18 protein-coding genes and 1 tRNA gene are annotated in these 18701 nt (G+C 64.5%); 10 read left to right on the forward strand and 9 right to left on the reverse strand.

From position 1 onward, the window contains the following. Positions 1-129 precede the first annotated feature (129 nt). From HGSM_RS03020 to HGSM_RS13565, 3 genes are read left to right on the forward strand one after another with little or no spacing between them, the layout of a single operon-like run. Positions 130-690: a hypothetical protein gene (locus HGSM_RS03020; protein ID WP_019147260.1), complete on the forward strand. Its 561-nt coding sequence runs from the start codon at positions 130-132 to the stop codon at positions 688-690. Then, positions 678-989, forward strand: a complete 312-nt coding sequence (locus HGSM_RS03025) for a hypothetical protein (RefSeq protein WP_230197490.1) — start codon at positions 678-680, stop codon at positions 987-989. The genes HGSM_RS03020 and HGSM_RS03025 overlap by 13 nt, the downstream gene beginning before the upstream one ends. 12 nt (positions 990-1001) lie before the next feature. Continuing rightward, positions 1002-2048, forward strand: a complete 1047-nt coding sequence (locus HGSM_RS13565) for a hypothetical protein (protein ID WP_051009564.1) — start codon at positions 1002-1004, stop codon at positions 2046-2048. 47 nt (positions 2049-2095) lie between these two features. Here the strand turns inward: HGSM_RS13565 and HGSM_RS03035 are convergent. Further along, positions 2096-2171, reverse strand: a tRNA-Ala gene (locus HGSM_RS03035). 195 nt (positions 2172-2366) lie between these two features. Between HGSM_RS03035 and HGSM_RS03040 the strand changes: the two genes are divergently transcribed. After that, positions 2367-2984: a hypothetical protein gene (locus tag HGSM_RS03040; RefSeq protein WP_019147262.1), complete on the forward strand. Its 618-nt coding sequence runs from the start codon at positions 2367-2369 to the stop codon at positions 2982-2984. An 11-nt stretch (positions 2985-2995) separates the two neighbouring features. On the opposite strand, the gene HGSM_RS03045 is transcribed toward HGSM_RS03040, so the two are convergent. From HGSM_RS03045 to HGSM_RS03055, 3 genes are all read right to left on the reverse strand, one after another. After that, positions 2996-3568 carry a TetR/AcrR family transcriptional regulator gene (locus HGSM_RS03045; RefSeq protein WP_019147263.1) on the reverse strand — a complete coding sequence of 191 codons (573 nt, stop codon included), beginning with the start codon at positions 3566-3568 and terminating at the stop codon, positions 2996-2998. 58 nt (positions 3569-3626) lie between these two features. Continuing rightward, positions 3627-4253 carry a sugar O-acetyltransferase gene (locus tag HGSM_RS03050; protein WP_019147264.1) on the reverse strand — a complete coding sequence of 209 codons (627 nt, stop codon included), beginning with the start codon at positions 4251-4253 and terminating at the stop codon, positions 3627-3629. A gap of 87 nt (positions 4254-4340) precedes the next feature. Next, entirely contained in the window at positions 4341-4679 is a 339-nt protein-coding gene (locus tag HGSM_RS03055) for a winged helix-turn-helix transcriptional regulator (protein WP_019147265.1), read from the reverse strand. 99 nt (positions 4680-4778) lie between these two features. Between HGSM_RS03055 and HGSM_RS03060 the strand changes: the two genes are divergently transcribed. From HGSM_RS03060 to HGSM_RS03075, 4 genes are all read left to right on the forward strand, one after another. Continuing rightward, positions 4779-5381: an NAD(P)-dependent oxidoreductase gene (locus HGSM_RS03060; protein WP_040594563.1), complete on the forward strand. Its 603-nt coding sequence runs from the start codon at positions 4779-4781 to the stop codon at positions 5379-5381. A gap of 167 nt (positions 5382-5548) precedes the next feature. Then, a complete protein-coding gene (locus tag HGSM_RS03065; protein WP_195891329.1) occupies positions 5549-6745 on the forward strand; it encodes a winged helix DNA-binding domain-containing protein in 1197 nt (398 codons plus the stop codon). An 80-nt stretch (positions 6746-6825) separates the two neighbouring features. Further along, the gene (locus HGSM_RS03070) at positions 6826-8781 is read left to right on the forward strand and encodes a DNA-3-methyladenine glycosylase 2 family protein (protein WP_019147268.1); all 1956 of its coding nucleotides are present in this window, start codon (positions 6826-6828) and stop codon (positions 8779-8781) included. Next, on the forward strand, positions 8778-9395 hold the full coding sequence (locus HGSM_RS03075) for a methylated-DNA--[protein]-cysteine S-methyltransferase (protein ID WP_019147269.1): 618 nt from the start codon (positions 8778-8780) through the stop codon (positions 9393-9395). Before HGSM_RS03070 ends, HGSM_RS03075 begins: the two co-directional genes overlap by 4 nt. A 24-nt stretch (positions 9396-9419) precedes the next feature. Here HGSM_RS03075 and HGSM_RS03080 read toward each other — a convergent pair whose 3' ends face one another. The 4 genes from HGSM_RS03080 to HGSM_RS03095 form a co-directional block, all read right to left on the reverse strand. Further along, positions 9420-9833 (reverse strand): hypothetical protein, encoded by a 414-nt coding sequence (locus HGSM_RS03080; protein ID WP_019147270.1) that lies wholly within the window; start codon positions 9831-9833, stop codon positions 9420-9422. Between the two features lie 365 nt (positions 9834-10198). Further along, positions 10199-12451 (reverse strand): beta-galactosidase, encoded by a 2253-nt coding sequence (locus HGSM_RS03085; protein ID WP_019147271.1) that lies wholly within the window; start codon positions 12449-12451, stop codon positions 10199-10201. Positions 12452-12602: 151 nt separating this feature from the next. Continuing rightward, positions 12603-13709: a LacI family DNA-binding transcriptional regulator gene (locus HGSM_RS03090; protein ID WP_195891330.1), complete on the reverse strand. Its 1107-nt coding sequence runs from the start codon at positions 13707-13709 to the stop codon at positions 12603-12605. Next, positions 13702-14325 (reverse strand): TetR/AcrR family transcriptional regulator, encoded by a 624-nt coding sequence (locus tag HGSM_RS03095; RefSeq protein WP_019147273.1) that lies wholly within the window; start codon positions 14323-14325, stop codon positions 13702-13704. The genes HGSM_RS03090 and HGSM_RS03095 overlap by 8 nt, the downstream gene beginning before the upstream one ends. Positions 14326-14419: 94 nt before the next feature. Here HGSM_RS03095 and HGSM_RS03100 point away from each other — a divergent pair, with 94 nt between their 5' ends. Together HGSM_RS03100 and HGSM_RS03105 are read left to right on the forward strand one after the other, a co-directional pair. After that, positions 14420-16009, forward strand: coding sequence for an MFS transporter (locus HGSM_RS03100; RefSeq protein WP_019147274.1), 1590 nt, complete (start codon positions 14420-14422; stop codon positions 16007-16009). A gap of 302 nt (positions 16010-16311) precedes the next feature. After that, the gene (locus HGSM_RS03105) at positions 16312-17247 is read left to right on the forward strand and encodes an aldo/keto reductase (RefSeq protein WP_019147275.1); all 936 of its coding nucleotides are present in this window, start codon (positions 16312-16314) and stop codon (positions 17245-17247) included. A gap of 149 nt (positions 17248-17396) precedes the next feature. On the opposite strand, the gene HGSM_RS03110 is transcribed toward HGSM_RS03105, so the two are convergent. Then, the gene (locus HGSM_RS03110; protein WP_019147276.1) at positions 17397-18668 is read right to left on the reverse strand and encodes an Nramp family divalent metal transporter; all 1272 of its coding nucleotides are present in this window, start codon (positions 18666-18668) and stop codon (positions 17397-17399) included. Positions 18669-18701 lie beyond the last annotated feature (33 nt).

Genomic DNA, 18701 nt, shown 5'->3' on the forward strand with positions numbered 1-18701 from the left:
TCATTATTGTCTCAGTAATCGATTCGTGTTATATCCCAGAGCAGTAATGCGCCTGGCTTTCCACCACACCATCTCCAGCAGTTCATGCATCTTCGTCTCACGAGGGGGTGATTCGGGAGTCCGCGCGTAGTGCGTCTCGCGCCCGATCTCACACCAGTCGGCTGGTTCCTGTTCGGGGCGATGGTGCTCCTGATCCTGACCTACCTCTACTTCTGGTGGATGGTGATCAAGGCCAGCGCCCACAAGCACGCCTCTCGTGAGAAGGTCACCAACCGGAAGCTCACCGCATCTCTCGCTCACGCGAAGCGGAAAGGGAACACGCATCGCTTCCTGATCCAGATCACCACCAAGGGCGGTGCGCTCTCCGTCGTCCAGCGCGGCATCGACAACGTCCTCGCAGGCGTGGCCCGCTATCCGGTGCTGCAGAAGGTCGTCAGGGTCGAGATCATCACTGAGGGCGCCGATGAGGTGGCCGCTCTCCAGACCCGCTACCGAAACGCGATCATCCCGGTGACGCCGTACCTCCTGCCGACCGACTACCGCACACCCAAAGACACCCGCCTCAAGGCTCGTGCGCTGGAGTACTGGTCGAGCAGCACCGCGCCTCTCCGACCGAGTCCTACGTCGTGCACTACGACGAAGAATCCGTCTTCACCCCCGACAACCTCGCACGCTTGGTGCATCGCCTGAGTCGTCATCCGGTGGGGATCTCGGAGGGCATGATCTCCTACGGTCTGGGCTGGAACGAGACGACGCTGCTGAACAAGGCGATGGAGGCCAACCGTCCCTTCGGCTGCCACGAGTGCTACTCCGTCATGACCAGCCCGCCACCGATGCATCTGCACGGCTCGAACCTCGTCGTCCGTCAGGATCTGGAGAACCAGATCGGCTGGGACATCGGTAACCTCGACGGCTCCGCCCTCATCGCCGAAGACCTCGTCTTCGGTCTCGCTGCCTATCTCAAGTTCGGGAAGGACGTGTTCGGCTGACACCACACCGAGATGATCGAGCAACCGCCGTTCACCTTGAAGGCCGCCTACAAACAGCGTGAGCGCTGGGTGTTCGGCGCCATGCAAGCCCTCGCACACATCCGCCAGCAGCCCGACTGGATGCGCCTGTCCCGCAAAGATCGGTGGCACATCAACGTGATCATCCGCCTGCGCGTGCTGACCTACGCACTCGGCTTCCCGGTCTCGCTCCTCGCGCTCGGCTCCAACGTCGTCGTCCTGCTCATCCTCGCTGCCGAAGCCGTCCGAGAGGGCAGCATCTGGTGCGGCCAGTGCCGCCTCGAACAGCACGTCAACCGCCGCATGATCCTCATGCGCACCACCGGCAGGCACGGCACCGCCGACTACGGGTATTTCTTCTGCCGAGGCGTGCAAGACCACGTCTGCGGCGCCCCCTACTCCTCGATCGACCGCGTCGAGGACGCCATCGCCGAGCACTACAAGACCATCCGCCTCAGTCCCGCGTTCGTCGCCGCTGTCCGCGACCACATCGAGGCGGCGCTGGACGACCAGGTCGCCGCGCAGCAGTTGCTCCGCAAGAACCTGGAGGATCAGCTGGCGCAGCTCGCGACCAAGGAAGACAACCTCCTCGACCTCGCCGCAGACAGCTCACTCCCGCAGGAGCGCATCCGGCAGCGACTCCGGGAGATAGCCTGCGACCGGCAGCGCGTCACCGAACAGCTCAGCCAAGTCCACGGCGACCTCTCCAGTGGCCGAGCGCTCCTCGACGCGCACCTGAACCTGCTCGAGAACCCCTATGAGCTGTACCTCCACGCCAGCGAAGCCACCCGCCGCAAGCCCAACCAGGCAATCTTCGCCCACGTCTACGTCGCCCACGACGAGGTCGTCGGAGACGACATCCGCTCGCCGCTACGGGAACTCCTCGCCGCCGAACGCGGCTGGGAGGCCCCTCACAGCGGGCGCAACGCCCGAGATAGCACGCAGTACGGCCCAGGCCGCGACAGCGCGCCACACCGGCCCAGAAACGCCAAAAGCCGCCCCGAAGGGCGACCTGGCCAAACTACAGAATCTCTGGCTTGACCTGCCTGGCGGCGTTTACGAGGACGCCGATTGCAGTAAGCCTCTTATGGTGGAGCTAAGGGGATTCGAACCCCTGACCTTCTCATTGCGAACGAGACGCGCTACCAACTGCGCCATAGCCCCAAAGTGGGTGATGAAACTGGGTAGGCTGTAACTTAATCGCCGTTCCCGACATCAGTTTTATCGTACGCCTCACGCGCAAGGTTGGGACTTTCTACTTAGTCACACCGCAGTTATGTCCGCTAGAAAGGCCCAACCAGCGCCCCAGCACGTGACTACCAGCCACCAGCGCCCACCCACCGACGCAAGGAACTCGCTGTGAACACCAAGCGCCACAACGCCATCACCAACGTCCTGGTTGTTCTTGCGCTTGCCGCAGTGGCTGCTGGCGGATGGTTCTTCATCAAGGATCGGGTCCGTAACTTTACGAGCCCTCAGAACTGCTCGCAGTCGGTCGCCTTCGATTACTTTGCGTATGGCGAGCTGGCCGAGGCCAAGGCTGACTCAGATGCCATCATCGTGGCGCATGCGGTTGACCTGGCGGACTCGGGCTTCGGCGCCGACGATCTCCTGCGCACAACCGTGAACACACATGTTCAGGAAGTCCTGTGGACAAAAGACGGCCTCGGCGCTCCACCCGCTGCTGGCTCCCCCATCAAGGTCACCCAGTATGCCAATTCGGTCTGCAGCAACGAACTCACGTACTCACGCATGGTGGCCGGGAAGGACTACGTCCTCTTCCTCAGCTACTCACATGACGTCACGGCGAGTTGGTTCATGCCGCTGGGCGGCCAGGGCACGTTCTTGATTAACCAGATTGACGACGATCCACAGATTTCCAGCCCACAGCACGTTTACCCCGAGGTCTTTGGCGAGGACTTCAGCACCACGGTGTCCCTCACAGACTTTGTCAGCGCCATCAAGGATGCCAAGTAACGCGGTTCGCACTAGTTGGTGATCCGCAGGACCGCCTCAACGGCGAGGTCCGCCACGTCCTCTGTGTCGAGCGCCCGGTGAATGGTGAGCCCCTCGATCAGAGCGTCCAGCATGCGCGCAGTATCGGGATCGAAGTGCTGCTCGAGCGCGGCTCGGCTCTTGACCATCCATGCGTGCGTGATCTCGCGATACTCCGGGCGGCGGGCGGCCAGCGCATACAGTTCGTGCGTGATGACGAGGTCGTTTGAACGCGCACGCTCCGCTCTAGCGTCTGCACGCTCCCTGTCTGGAAATACGTCGTGCGTGATGATCGAGACCACGGCATCGCGCGCTTCTAGATAGTTGGTTGCCGCCGACATTCGGGCGGCGAACCGAGCTGCCACCTCGTCTGCGAACCGCGTAAACACCTCGAACAACAGCTCATCACGGCCGGAGAAGTAATAGGTCATGGCACCGAGCGGCACGTCCGCGGCAGCCGCGATCTTGCGGTGTGTCACCCCATCCACGCCATTGGCGGCAATCAACTCCCTAGTCACCGCAAGGATTCGTTCCCTGCGCTCCGGGTCGATTCTGCGTTCTGCCACGCCTATCTCCTACCTTCCGCAACCCTGCTCACGTGTTTTGCTCCTGCGAAGGCCTTGTTCAGGCGCCAGAGCCACCAGTTGCCGGGCGAACGTTGAAGTCCTTCTCCTCGAGTTCTCGCACCACGCGCGCAGGTGATCCCAGCGCGAGCACATTGGCGGGAAGGTCCTTGGTGACCACGGATCCGGCGCCCACTACTGTGTTGTCGCCGATGGTCACCCCCGGGCACACGATCACTCCGCCGCCGAGCCAGACGTTGTTGCCAATCGTGATCGGCAGTGCGCCCTCGAGCTTGTCGCGGCGCGGAGTTGGCTCGAGCGGGTGGATCGGGGTCAGGAGTTGAACGTTGGGGCCGATCTGGCAGTCATCACCAATGGTGATTGGGGCGACGTCCAGCGCGGTGAGGTTGTAGTTGGCAAAGGTCCGCTTGCCTACTTTGAGGTAGGAGCCGTAGTCCACAAACAGCGGAGGCTTGATGTACGAGCGCTCCCCGAGTTCGCCAAGGAGTTCTTGGAGAACCGAGTAGGCCGCGTCCGGGTCGGTCCGGTGCAACTCCGCGTACTGCGTTTGCAGCGCGTAGGCGCGCTGGCTGGCTGATTCGAGGTCGGGGTCATCGGCGATGTAGAAGTCGCCGTCCTCCATGCGCTGCTTGTTGGTTCGAGGGTCGCCTGCGAAATACTCCGTCATGTGTACGAGCGTACACATCGCCTCTTGCTCGGGCAACGGTCGCCTACCCGGGACTAGTACGTTCGTACACTCGCGGCCCGAGATCCGCTAGACCTCAATAGAATCCAGGAGCTCGAAGTGCTCCCGAGCCCAACTCTCGAGCGCCTTCAACGGCTCCTGCAGTGAGCGCCCGGCATCCGTAAGTGAGTACTCCACGCGTGGCGGAACCTCCGGGTATGCCCGGCGGGACACGATCCCATCAGCCTCAAGCTTGCGCAGAGTCTGGGTCAACATCTTCTGTGAGATGCCGTCGATCTGCCGCGCGATCTCCCCGAAACGCGTTGGGCCCTCGGACAGAATACCTACCACAAGCACAGTCCAGCGGTCCCCTATGCGGTCGAGCAGACGGCGCGATGGGCAGTTCCTGTCATACGGATTTGCTTCCATGAGCCAACATCCTAGTTACTTCAAAGTGCCTACTTACCAAACGATAGTAACTCTCTTACAGTAACTAATGAAGATCTGATGACCACACAGGAGGAAAGAATGAAGATCGCAATCTACGGCGGAACCGGGATGGTCGGCTCACGAGTTGCACTCGAGGCAATCGGCCGCGGCCACGAAGTCACCGTCATCGGCCGACACCAGGCCAACGTTGAGGGCGCAACCCTTCAGATTGGCGACGCCTCTGACACTGACGAGTTCCTCCAGACTGCCCGCGAGCACGACGCCGTGGTTATCTCAATCCCACCAAGCCGCACGGGCCAGTCCCACCGCCCGACCCTTGAACTGCACAAGAACATCATCGAGAACCGCCCCGCCGGCCGCACCTTTGTGGTGGGCGGCGCCGGAAGCCTCATGGCGGGAGACAGGCACCTGCACGAGACCGAGGGCTTCCCCGCCGCGTTCAAGCCCGAGGCCGAGACCATGTCCACTGTGCTGGACATGTACAAAGAATCCACCGGGTTCAACTGGGTCGTCCTGTCCCCTGCGCCCCTGATTGCGCCGGGAACCCGCACGGGCTCCTACAAGGTGGGCAAGGACTCGCCTGTTGGCGACTCGATTTCCGCCGAGGACTTTGCGGTGGCCGTTGTTGACGAGCTTGAGAACCCTGCCCACCAGAACACCCGCTTCACCGTGGCAAACTGACCCATCCCCACATCGAGAGTATTCCTGAGCCCACTCTCGACATCGAGAGTGGGCTCAGGAATACTCTCGATCGAAAGGTGGGGTGGTGCCGTGGCACCGAGCCCCACCCAACCGCACCACCACGTGCGAGTGTCGGCGGGTGGGTCTTTACTAGTCCTATGCCTCCGATGCCGACTTCGCCTCGCAACGCCACAACCCTGCCGCTCAAGGACTTTATTGAGTTGCGGCTACGCGCACTTGATCTGGTGCAGCCCGTTCGCGGGGACACCACATCCACCCGGGAGATCATCCAGGGGCGGGCGTTCGATGCCCTAGCCTCGCAAGGCCAGGACCTGCCAGGGGTGCTGTGGTCGCTGGGGTTGCGCGCGCCTGGGGCAACCCGGGCGGACGTGGAGGAGCTGTTCAATCACGGCGCGCTCATGCGTAATTGGCCCTTCCGCGGCACCCTGCACGTGATGGCCACCGAGGATATTCGCTGGGTTTTGGATGCGATGGGCCCACGTTCGCTCAAGTCGTGGGCGCCGCGGCGCGAGCATCTCGGCCTCACGGACGAGATCATCGAGGCCGCCGGGAATGAGCTCCTGTTGGCGCTCGACAGCGGGCAGACCCTTTCCCGCCAGGAGGCCACTGACCTGTGGAAACGTGCCGGCCTGCCGGCCGATCCACCGCAGGTTTACCACCTGATCCTGACGCTCTGCAATCAGGGCCTGATCGCCTGGGGCCCGATCCGGGGCAAGGAGCAGCTGCTCGTGTCGGTTCGCCACTGGCTCACGCACGCCCCCGGGGCGGATTCCCGCCCCCAAATTATCGACGATCCACTCACCTTCCAGCAGACCGTCACCCGGATTGCGGGCAGGCTGGTGCACGGGCGTGGCCCCATGAGCGTTGCTGACATTACCAACTTCACCAAGCTCCCGGTCACAAGCGTGAGGGCTAGCTTGGAGGAACTGGGGGACGAGATCCACCCGGTTCGCCTTCAGGGAGTTGATCAGGAGTACTGGATCAGCACCCGGCGCATGGAGGAGCACGAGTCCGAGGGTGCGGCCAAGGTGCGGGACGCTCTTCTCTTGCCGGGTTTCGACGAGTTTCTGCTGGGGTTCAAGGACCGGTCGGCGCACCTATCGCCCGGAGACTCGGAGAAGATCGTGCCGGGCGGAAACGGCATGTTCAAGCCAACGGTGGTGTGGCGTGGGAAGGTCGTGGGAACCTGGTCGCGCAAGGACCTGTCTAAGGTTTCGGTAGTTCAGATCAAGTTGTTCGATCTGTCGTGGAAGATCCCCAAGGCGTTCGTGGATGGGGTCCGCCGCGAGGCAGAGCGGTATGCAACGTTCCTGGGGGTGCCCATCGAGGTCCAGTACGTGTAATTCTCCAGCGTGGGACCAACCCCACAGGCGTGTCCGAAAACCGCCAGCCCACGGCACGGAGTGCGTGCTAGCGTGAAGTCATGTCCACTGAACGCCCCACCGCAGAACCGGTCGGATCCGCGCGCCACGCGCAGGATTCCGCGGTGTTTGAGGCGCGCTATCGGGCAATTAGCACGCGCGACCGGCGGTTCGACGGCCAGTTCTTCACGGGCGTGAAATCCACGGGAATCTACTGCCGGCCGTCGTGTCCGGCACGAACACCAAAGCCCGAGAACGTGGCGTTCTACTCCACGAGCGCCGCCGCACAGGAGGCCGGATTCCGCGCGTGCAAGCGCTGCCTACCTGAGGCAACTCCCGGTTCCCCGGAGTGGAACATCCGGCACGATGTTGCGGCCCGCGCGATGCGGCTCATCGGGGACGGCGTGGTGGACCGCGAGGGCATCGAGGGCCTCTCCACCCGGCTTGGCTATTCCGCCCGCCAGCTCCAGCGAACCCTCGTGGCGGAACTTGGCGCGGCCCCCTTGGCGCTCGCCCGTGCTCGGCGCGCACAGACCGCCCGGGCACTGCTGGTAGGCACGGACCTCCTGCTCGCGGACGTGGCTCATGCCGCGGGCTTCGGCTCGGTGCGCCAGTTCAACGAGACCTTTGCACAGGTCTTTGATGCCACCCCAACCCAGATCCGCGAGCGCACCCGACGCCGGCATAGCAATGCTCCTGCGCCCGACATAGCTCGCGCGAGCGCTCTAACTTCCATCGGCACGGGCATCACCGCGGACTCGCACACCTGCAGCACTCCCGATGGACCCGCCAGCGACGCCAGCGCCCAAGGAAACGCCAGCGCCCTGAGAAGCAGCAACACCCAAGGACGCACCGCACGCTCAGACTCAAGAATCAACGTCCGGATCACCCTTCCCGTCCGCGACCCGTTCGACGCCCACAGCGTGTTCGAGTTCCTGGCCGTGCGCGCGATCCCCGGCGTCGAATCCGCAGACCTGAGCGACCCGGATCGGCTCTCCTACGCCCGCACGCTCAGTCTGCCCGGTGGGCCGGGCGCCGTCGAGGTAGTGGCCTCTCGCCTCCCTCGCGCGGTCGGTAGCTGGCGCATCGAGGCCCGCCTAGAGCTCTCCACCCTGTCCGACATCTCCGTGGCCACCGCGCGCATCCGCCGCCTGTTCGACCTTGACGCGGACGCCCAGGGAATCGACCTCGCGCTGTCCGCCGACCCAGCGCTCGCCCCACTCGTGGCCCAGACCCCCGGCATCCGCGTGCCCGGCGCAGTGGACCCGGCCGAGCTGCTCATCAGGGCGATCATCGGCCAGCAGATCTCGGTTGCGGCCGCGCGCAAGCACCTAACCCGGTTGGCACACCGCGCCGGGGAGCCTTACGAGTCCTCGATTCCCGGTCTGGACCTCCTGTTCCCCACGCCCGACGCAATCTCGTATGCCGTCCCCGAGCCTCCCGCTCAGGGCGACCTCGACCCCGATCGCACGCTGCGCCTGCCCCGGCGCTCGATCAACACGGTTCGCGGCGCCGCGCTCGCGCTCGCCTCGGGGGACCTCGCGCTGCACGTAGGCCTCGACTCGGATGACCTGCGGAAACGCCTGGTTGCCCTGCCCGGGGTCGGCGAGTGGACCGCCGCCTACGTGGCACTTCGCGTCCTCGGTGACACGGACGCCTGGATGGCAGGTGACGTCGCGCTCGTGGCGGGCGCGCGCGCCCTTGGGCTGCTGCCCAACGCAATTAACGACGATCCTGCGCACCCTCCAGCACCACCTCCGTCCCAGCGGGGCAAGGAGTCTGCCGCGAGCAAGCAGGCCGCCCATCGGGCTCTAGCGGAGCGCGCAAGGGGTTGGGCGCCTTGGCGCTCGTACGCCTCCATGCACCTGTGGCAGGCGGCGGGCTCCCCCTCAACACGCCCCTCACTTCCACGAGATCCCGTTTCCCACCTCGACTTCCCGACTGCCAACCGGGACCTCGGCAACGCACGCGGAAACTCGCAGCCAACCAGCAATCGCTCCACACCGGAGGAATCATGACCACCCCACTCACTGCCCCAGAATCTCTCTCCAGCGTGGACGCAGCCACGGTGGCGTACGCACTGACCACCTCCACACCCGACGGCCCGTTCACCTTCATCGCCACCACTGCAGAGGTGTTGGCCTCGGGCTGGACCGAGAAGCTCGACGAGCTCCTACCGCTGATACACGCGAGCCTGCGCCCCGCGAGAGCTGCCGTTGCCACACTCACCCCAGCCGACCTCTCCGAAGGTGGGGTGGTGCTGGAAGGAGGTGAATCGTCGGAAATCGAGGTAGTTCAGGGCGCCCACAGGGCGCTGACCGCCTACTACGACGGCGACGCAAGCGCGCTCGCGGAGGTACCGGTGCGGCAAAAATCCGGGCCATTCCGCGAACACGCGTGGGATGTGCTCCGCACGGTCGCGCCGGGCGAGGTGGTCACGTACACGCAGTACGCGGAGCGTTCAGGTAGGCCAGCGGCCGTACGAGCGGCCGCGAGCGCGTGCGCGATGAACGCGGCGGCGCTGTTCGTGCCGTGCCACCGCGTGCTGCGCACGGACGGGAGCCTGGGCGGGTTCCGGTACGGGCTCGCGATCAAGGAATCGCTGCTCACCCGCGAGGGACTCGAGCGGTAGAGCCGCGCTGCGACCCACGTACTGCTATTCGTTGTCGAGTTTGACCTCGAGATCAGGCTCAAGGTGAGTATTCTCGGGCCTGAAGTGGTCCTTGGAGGCATTGATTCGGCGCACGCGGTCCACGAGCTCCTCAACCTGAGCTTCCTGGCGCTCCGCGAGCGCCGCAAACTCGATGGCGATGTGATAGTCCACGTCAGCGCGTCGAGCCTTGTTCCACAGCGCGCGGATGAGGAACAGCAAACCTATGAGCGCCGCGCCTCCGGCGATGATCGGATACGAGATCTCGCGACCGTCCCCGCCGCTGGGGTGCTCAATCACGTTGACTACCCACAGCAACGAAAATACTGCCGCGCCTACGAACAGCACAGCAGCGAAAATCAGCTGGGTGTTGCCACCCTCGCGGATTGCGGTCTCCCTGTTGAAAAGTTGTGCGTTCATACTTCCGTTGTAGCAGGGTTTGGCCTGCTTAGATAGGGCACATAGGGCCCCTCACCCGCCCCACCCACTCATCGAGAGTATTCCTGAGCCCACTCTCGACGTCGAGAGTGGGCTCAGGAATACTCTCGATGGAAAAATGGGTGCAATCCGGTGCTCCCACCCTTACTTTGCCCAGCCCTACCCTCCCCATCGAACGGATCGATAATCATCCGTTCGATACCCAACGGATTAAAAATCATCCGTTCGATGGTGTGTTCGAAGAAGTGAGAGGGCCGAGCCCGCAGCGTGTGCTGCGAACCCGGCCCGATCGTCGAACATCTGTGGGGCAAGCTGGTCACCAGCCCACTGCCCCACAGGCAACCTGCCTATTCGGCGGGCGCAACCACCATGGAGCTACGCGGCGCGATCATGACGTGACCCGTGCACGACTGCCCGGAAATCAGGTCGATGCCCACGATGCCGCCGAGCTGCACAGACTTGTCGGAGTGGTTGAGCAGGAACGTGAACTCGCCACGCTTCTGGGCCTCCACGCCGTCCGGCAGACCCGCGATCACCGGGGTGATGCGCGCGTACATGCTGACCATGGTCCACAGTGCGGCGCGCGACGGCGCGTCAAGGTCCGTGGCCACGTACCAGGCGCCACCCTTGGTGCCGCCCTCGCCCGCGATGGTGCGGCGCGTGATCGCCGGCATGCCGGCGAGGTCCACGGAACCGCCGCGGCCGTCGAAGCTCGCAATGACGTCGGCCTCGCCGATCTTGCCCGGAACCGCAAACCCCTTAGCGACGATTCCCTCCGGCAGGTCCCCGTCGTAACGTTCCAGCAGATCGGCTGGGATGGCTGCAATCACGTGCTCGGCCCACATTCCGCCGCGCAGATCAAGACCTTCGGCGCCTGCGGCGCCAAGCGCCCGCTCGAGCGCCGGGGTGGTGGCCTCGAGCCCGAGCCAGGTGTGTGCGGCTGGGATTCCCACTGCGCGGGACATGCGGTTGACCGTGTTGGCGCGGGTGGTTTCCTCGGTGGTGGCGAGGCGGTTCTCTCCCGGGCCGAATACGGGGCCGGTGAGGAGCGCGTGGTCGGCAACCTGGACGCCGAGCAATTCCTTGAACGAGCCTAGGTATCCGCCCAGCTGTGCACCCATGGTCTCGTTGACCACGGAGGTTCCTGCGGTCACGATCACGTGCCCGCCAGCGGCGGTAATGCGCTCCGCGGCCTTGGCAACGGATGGACGGTCAATGAACAACTCGGGGACGATCAAGACCTTGTAGCCGTCCAGCTCGTCGTCCGGACCGAGCACGTCCGTGGCAATCCCCTGCTCCCAGAGTGTGCGGTGCCAGGCCTTGGCGCCCTCAAACGGGGTGCCGTGATCGGATGGGCCCACGGACACGGAGCGTGCCCACTCGGACTCCCAGTCGATAACAACAGCCACACTCGCCTCGGAGCGCGCGCCCAGAACCGGGGCGAGGCGCTTGAGCGCCTGGCCCAGCCACACAGAGTCATGCCAGGTGCGCGAGGCCTTGCCGGCGTGCGGAACCATGCCCGCGTGGAAGGTCTCGGAGCCACCCTTGGACTGGCGCCACTGGAACTGAAGGATGCCATCTGCGCCGTGCGCCATACGCTGCATCGACCACATCGCGTACTGGCCGGGGCGCTTGGGCGAGTTGCGTGGGCGCCACTGGACTGCGCCCGTGGTCTGCTCCATGAGCAGCCACGGCGCGCCCTTTGCCAGACCGCGCATCACGTCTGCCTGCCACGCAATGTCAGCGCCTGCTGCAGGGTCCGCTGGGTCTGGATAGTGATCGTCGGTAATCAGGTCTAGGTGCTGGGCCCACTCGCGGTAGTTCAGAGGCGCGAAAGCGCCCATGAAGTTGGTGGTGATCGGTAGCGCCGAGTGCTCGCGGATAGCGTTCAGCTCGCCCAGCATGCAGCCGAGGATCTGGTGGTTGGAGAACCGCTTCCAGTCCAGCATCTGCCCGGGGTTGCGGAAGGTTGGCATCGCCTTTGGTACGTTGATCTGCTCGAATGCCGCGTAACGCTGGGACCAGAAGTCCGTTCCCCAGGCCTGGTTGAGTTCTTCGATCGTGCCGTAGCGCTCGGACAGCCAGCCCTGGAATGCCACACGGCAGGTGTCGCAGTAGCACTCGGAAATGTGGCAGCCGTACTCGTTGTTGATGTGCCAGAGCTTGACCGCGGGGTGCGCGCCAAAACGCTCGGCCAGTGCCCCTGCGAGCGACGCCGACTTTTCCCGGTAGATAGGGGAGGAGGGGCAGTACTGCTGGCGCGAACCGAAGCCCAGGCGCACGCCGTTGGCGTTGACGGGCAGTGATTCCGGGTAGGTCTCGGCCATCCACACAGGTGGGGACGCGGTTCCGGTAGCCAGGTTCGTGCTGATGCCCTTGGCGTACAGGCGGTCGATGAGGTCGGCGATCCAGTCGAGGTCGTACGTGCCCTCTGTGGGCTCCAGTCGGGCCCACGAGAAGATGCCCAGCGACACCATGTTCACGCCCTGCTCGACCATCAGTTCGAGGTCGCGATCAAAGGTTGCGGCATCCCACTGCTCGGGGTTGTAGTCACCGCCGTAGGCGGGCGAGGTCTGGACGAACGGCTTAACGCTGGTCATGTTCACTCCGGTGTGGATTGGCACCCCGTGGCGTGTCCGTGGGGTGGTTGTGGTTGGGTGTGCGGAATGTCCCTAGCGGGTGTGTTCGCGCGAACACATCAGAGTGTATCAAGGACGCTCGCGGGAAAGATAGCGGTGCTGAACGCAAGATTTAGACGCGTTCCATCCGCCGAGTCGACCCTCGAACCACCAGGCTCGTGGGCAGCATGATCGATTCAGTTGGAGAGGCGTCCCCGGCTAGGCGCCGCAACACTAGTTCCGCTAGCGCCTGGCCCAACATTGACGACGATTGACGTACCGTTGTCAGCCCCAACTCGCGCTTGATTGCCCACTGCGAATCGTCAAAGCCCGCTACGCGGACTTGGGCTGGAACGCTACGTCCAGCCTCCGCGAGGACATCCAGAGCCGCAACACCTAGGGCATCGTTGGCCGCGAAGATCGCATCCACGTTCGGGTGCGCTTCGAGGAGCTGGCGCATGGCGCAAGCCCCTGCCTCATAGGTCCATGCGCCGGCGTGCGCGAAGCGAGGGGTGAGGTCTGCGGCCTCAGCCGTGGATTCAAAGCCCGCACGGCGGTCGAGCGAGGCCTGCACGTCCTCCGGGCCGGTGATCATGGCGAGCTCTCGGACAGGGGTTCCCGCTCCGCGGGCACCCTCGCCGTAGATGAGGTGCTCAACTACCTCACGCGCGCCGGAAACGTTGTCCACGTCCACGCGCGCCAGGCCCATCTCCGGGCTTCCGCCGAGCAGGGCGGCGGGGAGGCCGGAGGCACGCACTACCTCCACGACAGGATCGTCAATGCGGATGGAGGCCACCATCACCGCGTCAATAAACCGGGAGTTCAAAGTCTCCTTGAGCCGCTCAACCCCTTGGGCCGGCGAGTACATGAGGACCATGAGTTGGTGGTCTTGCTCAACCAAAACCCGGTTGGCATCGACCATGATCGCCATCAGGTTTGGGTCCTGCGAGAACGTGGAGGCGTCCTCGTGCACGATCAGTGCAATGTTGCGCGAGGGCAACCCCGCCAAAGAACGAGCTGCAGCGTTCGGGACATATCCCACCTGGCCAATTGCATCGTCGATAAGCGCGCGAGCCTCGGCAGACACGTAACCGGTCTGGCGCACGTAGCGGGACACAGTCCCGCGCGAAACGCCCGCAACGCGGGCGACGTCCGCCATGGTGGCGGGGCTGGAAGTCTTGGTGGCGGACGCACCAGCGGACGCAGCTGCCATCGAATCGGGAGTCACGCCGCTATGCACCCGTGCGTTCCTTGACAATCTCGCGAGCCAGTTCGACCACGCGGCGGTCGATGTCGTCGGGGGCGTCGCCCACGAGGGTGTGCAGGTACAGGCCATCCCCGACCAGCTGGATCAGGCGCGCCAGGACCTTGTTGTCGATGACGGAGTCGAGCGCGTCGCGCCAGCCATCGAGGCCCTCACGTAGCCCGCTGTCCACGACCTCGTTGCCGGATCCCGCCAACTTGAGGACTGCCATGAACGTTGCGCTGTACTCGTCCTCGCCAACCATGGAGGCCTGGAGGTACCCGGTGACGCCGTCGTCGCCGTCCATCGTGTTCTCAATATCCTCGATGTTTTGCCTGTTCAGACGCTCCATGAGCCCCTCAACCAGGGCCTCCTTGGAGGCGAAGTGGTGGAGCAACCCACCCTTGGAAATGTCGGCGCGCTTGGCCACCTCGTCGAGGGTTGCGGCGCTGACCCCCTCCTCGCGCAGGACCAGAGCGTAGGCGTCGAGCACTCGCTCGCGGCCACTTCCGCGCTTGTAGGCACGGCGTTCCTGGTGCACGTCCTTGTGGGCCCGCTGACGCGAGGCTTGAGACTCAGACTGGGCGGATTGGGGGGTTGAGTGTGTGGTCACATCGCTCACTTTACTCGTGACTTCTGACAAGAGCGCGTGATACCGTCTAGCCGGTACAGTAACGGTTTGTCAGAAACACTCGAAAGGACCTCTCATGCGCGAGACAACTCTGCCGGACACCACGGCACGGGTACCTCACGCTGCCACCCAGCAGTCGCAGCTTTCCAACCCCACGACCCTCACGGACGAGGGCCCCAAGGCGAGTGTGCGCAACTGGCTGGGCCTCGCGGTCCTGATGCTCGTGGTCCTCGTGGTGTCCATCGACAACACGGTTCTGTCCTTTGCCCTGCCCGAAATCTCCCGCGAACTGCACCCCTCCGGAACCGCCCTGCTGTGGATCATCGACATCTACTCGCTCGTACTCGCCGGCCTGCTGGTCACCATGGGCACGCTCGGCGACCGGATCGGCCGCCGCAAGCTCCTGCTGATCGGCGCGATCGGATTTGGCGCGGTCTCGGTGTACGCGGCCTTCTCCACCTCCGCCGAGCACCTGATCGCCGCCCGCGCACTACTCGGGCTGTTCGGCGCGACCCTGATGCCGTCCACCCTGGCGCTCCTGCGCAACCTGTTCCTCAACGACACCGAACGCCGCCTGGCCATCGCCATCTGGGCTGCGGGCTTCTCCGCGGGTGCCGCACTCGGCCCCATCGTGGGCGGCTGGATGCTCGAGCACTACTGGTGGGGCTCCGTCTTCCTCATCAACGTGCCCGTGATCGCTGTGCTGCTCGCCACCGGCCTGTTCCTGCTTCCCGAGTCCCGCGACCCCAACCCCGGCCGACTCGACTGGACCTCCGTGTTCCTCTCGATCGCCGCAATGTTCACGCTGGTCTACGGCATCAAGACCCTGGCCGCGAGCGGCCAGGCGCCCGCTGGCGTCGCATTCCTCGTGGGTGGTCTCGCGTTGGGCTTCCTGTTTGTGCGCCGGCAACTACGCGCCGAAAACCCCATGCTCGACATGCACCTCTTCACCAACCGCGTGTTCTCCGCGTCGATCGCGGCAAACCTCATGTCCGTCCTGGCCATGGCCGGCATGGTCTACTACCTGTCCCAGTACCTCCAGTTGGTCCTCGGTTACGGCCCGCTGAACGCCGGCTTCTACCTGTTGCCCGGATTATTTGCGACGATTGCCTCCGGTCTCTTCGCCGTGCGGCTTGCGAATCGGTTCCCTTTGCGGGTTCTCATCCCCGTGGGTCTGGGGCTGTCCATGCTTGGCTTCGCCACGGCAACACAACTTGGCGCCCACTCAAGCGTGTGGCTGCTTGTCGGAGCCTTCTTCATGGTGGGCCTCGGGGTTGGGCTGGCTGAGACCCTGACCAACGACGCGATCCTTGCCTCCGTCCCACCACACAAGGCCGGCGCTGCCTCCGGCATCTCGGAGACTGCTTACGAGGTCGGAGCGCTTCTGGGCACCGCGATCCTCGGCTCGGTCCTGACCGCCGCGTACCGCAACGGGCTGACGGTGCCGGAGGGCGTGAGCGCCGCGGACTCGGCCGCCGCACACGAAACCCTCGGTGGCGCGCTGGATGTGGCAGCCGGAATCGGCGGAAGCGTGGGCGACCAGCTCACCGAGGCCGCCAAGGTTGCGTTCAGCCACGGAGCCGACCTCACCTCAATGGCCGGCGCGGTCATCCTGCTCGGCGCCGTGCTCATCACGGCGATCTCGCTGCGCAAGTCGCACTCCTGAGCCTCGGACTTCCCCCCCTCCCCTCGCACGCCCTCCCCGCACCCCGCCGAGATTGCACTTGGGGGTCCGAGATTTCCCGGCGGCCGTGCAATCTCGGACCCCCAAGTGCAATCTCGCTGAAGGAATCGGGGAACAATTAACGGATCTGCGCGGTTATCTAGCAGAATGGAGCGCACGAAACGTGCGCACAACTGCACACGCTGGGTCTCCCGCACACAGACCCGGAACCGACCGAGTACCCGTAGCTCGGCGGGCGCGCGCGACCAGCGCATACGCGCCACATGCACTTCAAAGGAGATGTGATGACCCTGATCGGAAAGTCCGACCTCAACGTTTACCCGGTATCGCTGGGAGGAAACGTGTTTGGCTGGACCGCTGACAAAGACGAGTCCTTTGCGGTTCTCGACAGGTTCTTTGAGCTTGGCGGAAACTTTGTGGACACCGCGGACGCGTACTCCGCGTGGGTGCCGGGGAACTCGGGCGGCGAAAGCGAGACGATCATCGGGCAGTGGCTGGCCAGCCGCAAGCCGAGCAACGCCATCATCGCAACCAAGGTTTCGCAACACCCGGAGTTTCCTGGGCTCTCCGCACCGAACGTCCGCAAGGCCGCCGAGGCCTCGCTCCAGCGACTCGGCGTGGACTCGATCGACCTGTACTACGCGCACTTCGACGACGCGTCCGTACCGCTCGAGGAGACCGTGACGGCGTTTGGTGACCTTGCGCGCGACGGCCTGATCAGGAACATTGCGGTCTCCAACTACACTCCCGAGCGGATCGAGGAGTGGCTCAACATCTCCCACGGCGTGGGCGCCCCGCTCCCCGTGGCGATCCAGCCGCGCTACAACCTCCTACACCGCATCGAGGTCGAGTCCACGCTCCTGCCGCTTGCGGAGCGCCACGAGATCTCGCTCGTCCCTTACTCGGGACTGGCCTCCGGGTTCCTCACAGGCAAGTACCGATCGCAAGATTCCACAGGCGACGGTTCGCCTCGCGCGACCGGCGCCGCCAAGTACGCAGACGCGAAGGGCCTCGCCATCCTAGACGCCCTCGAGCGCATCGGTGCCGAGCACAACTCCTCGATCGCCGCGACTGCGCTAGCGTGGCTGCGCCAGCAGAGCATGGTCGCCGCACCCATCGCCTCGGCGTCCAAGGTCGGCCAGGTCGAGGACATCGTGCGATCGGTCATGTTCAACCTGACGCCAGCGCAGCTCGCCGAGTTGGACGCCGTCTCGGCCTGACCCCTCGCGTTCGGTGCTGGTCAGGCGCTAACGCGCCTTTAACTGCACTGCTTCACGACGATTACCTCGCCTTCCAGCACCATCCCACCAGCATGGGGTGGTGCTGGAAGGCGAGGTAATCGTCGTTAATGGGGGTCGCGCAGCGGGCGCTAGACGGAACCGGTGATGGTGAGTGCGACCAGCGCGACGTTCAGGACCACGATTACCGCGACCACGCCGATGGCGGCAAAACGCAGCCAGACGGGGTTGACGAACTCGCCCATGAGCATGCGGGAGCTGGTCAGCTTGACCAGTGGGATGAGAGCGAACGGGATACCGATGCTCAGGAGGACTTGGCTGAGGATAAGGGCGCGTGTGGGGTCGAAGCCCGAGCCGAGGATCAGAAGCGCCGGGATGAGAGTGACCAGACGACGAGCAAGGATCGGGATTCGGAGCTTGAGCAGACCTGCCATGATGGTGGCGCCCGCGTAGCTTCCCACGGACGTGGAGGCGAGGCCCGAGGCCAGTAGGCCCACGGCAAAGACGATGCCGATGCCTTGGCCAAGGTGCTCGGTGATCGCAGCAGCGGCGCCCTCGATGGTGTCGGTCCCGGGGATTCCGGGCAGGGCCGCGGCAGCCATGAGTAGCATTGCGATGTTCACCGACCCCGCGATAAAGAGGCCGAGGACGACGTCCACGCGGGAGGCGTGCAGCAGCCGACGTTTGGTGGCGGTTCCGTGGCCAACGCCATGGCGATCCTTGACCAAGGAGGAGTGCAGGTAGATAGCGTGCGGCATGACCGTGGCGCCGAGCATGGAGGCGGCGAGGAGGACACTCTGCTGCCCCTCGAACTGCGGGAGAAGGCCGCCGCCCACTTGGTGCCAGTCGATGGGGCTGACAAACGATCCGGCCATGAAACCGATCGTGATGATGAGGAGCAGCCCCATGATGACGAACTCGAACCTGCGCTGACGGCCGGTGCCCTGGAGTAGAAGGAGGCCCATCGACACCGCACCTACAATGACTCCGCCCACGAGAAGCGGCAGGTCAAACAGGATCTTGAGCGCGATGGCACCGCCGATGACCTCAGCAAGGTCGGTGGCCGCAGCAACCAGTTCGGCTTGGCCCCAGTAGGCGAGGCGCGGCCCACGCTTCATTCGGAGGCCAAGGAGTTCCGGGAGCGAATGGTCGGTGACGATGCCCAGCTTGGCCGACAGGTACTGGACCAGAACAGCCATGAGGTTCGCGGCCACGAGCACCCACACGAGCAGGTAGCCGAACTCGGCGCCCGCGGAAAGGTTGGCGGCGACGTTGCCGGGATCCACGTAGGCGATAGAGGCCACGAAGGCAGGGCCCAGCAGGTTGATAAGACTCTTCTTACCAAATTTCCCCTGCTGACCTGCGCGTTCTTCCCGCTCGGCCTCTTGCTCCGCAACTGTCACCCGTGCCCGCCCCTTTCAATATTTCGTAGGTCC

It is taken from the genome of Timonella senegalensis JC301 (assembly GCF_000312125.1).
GTDB lineage: Bacteria > Actinomycetota > Actinomycetes > Actinomycetales > Cellulomonadaceae > Timonella > Timonella senegalensis.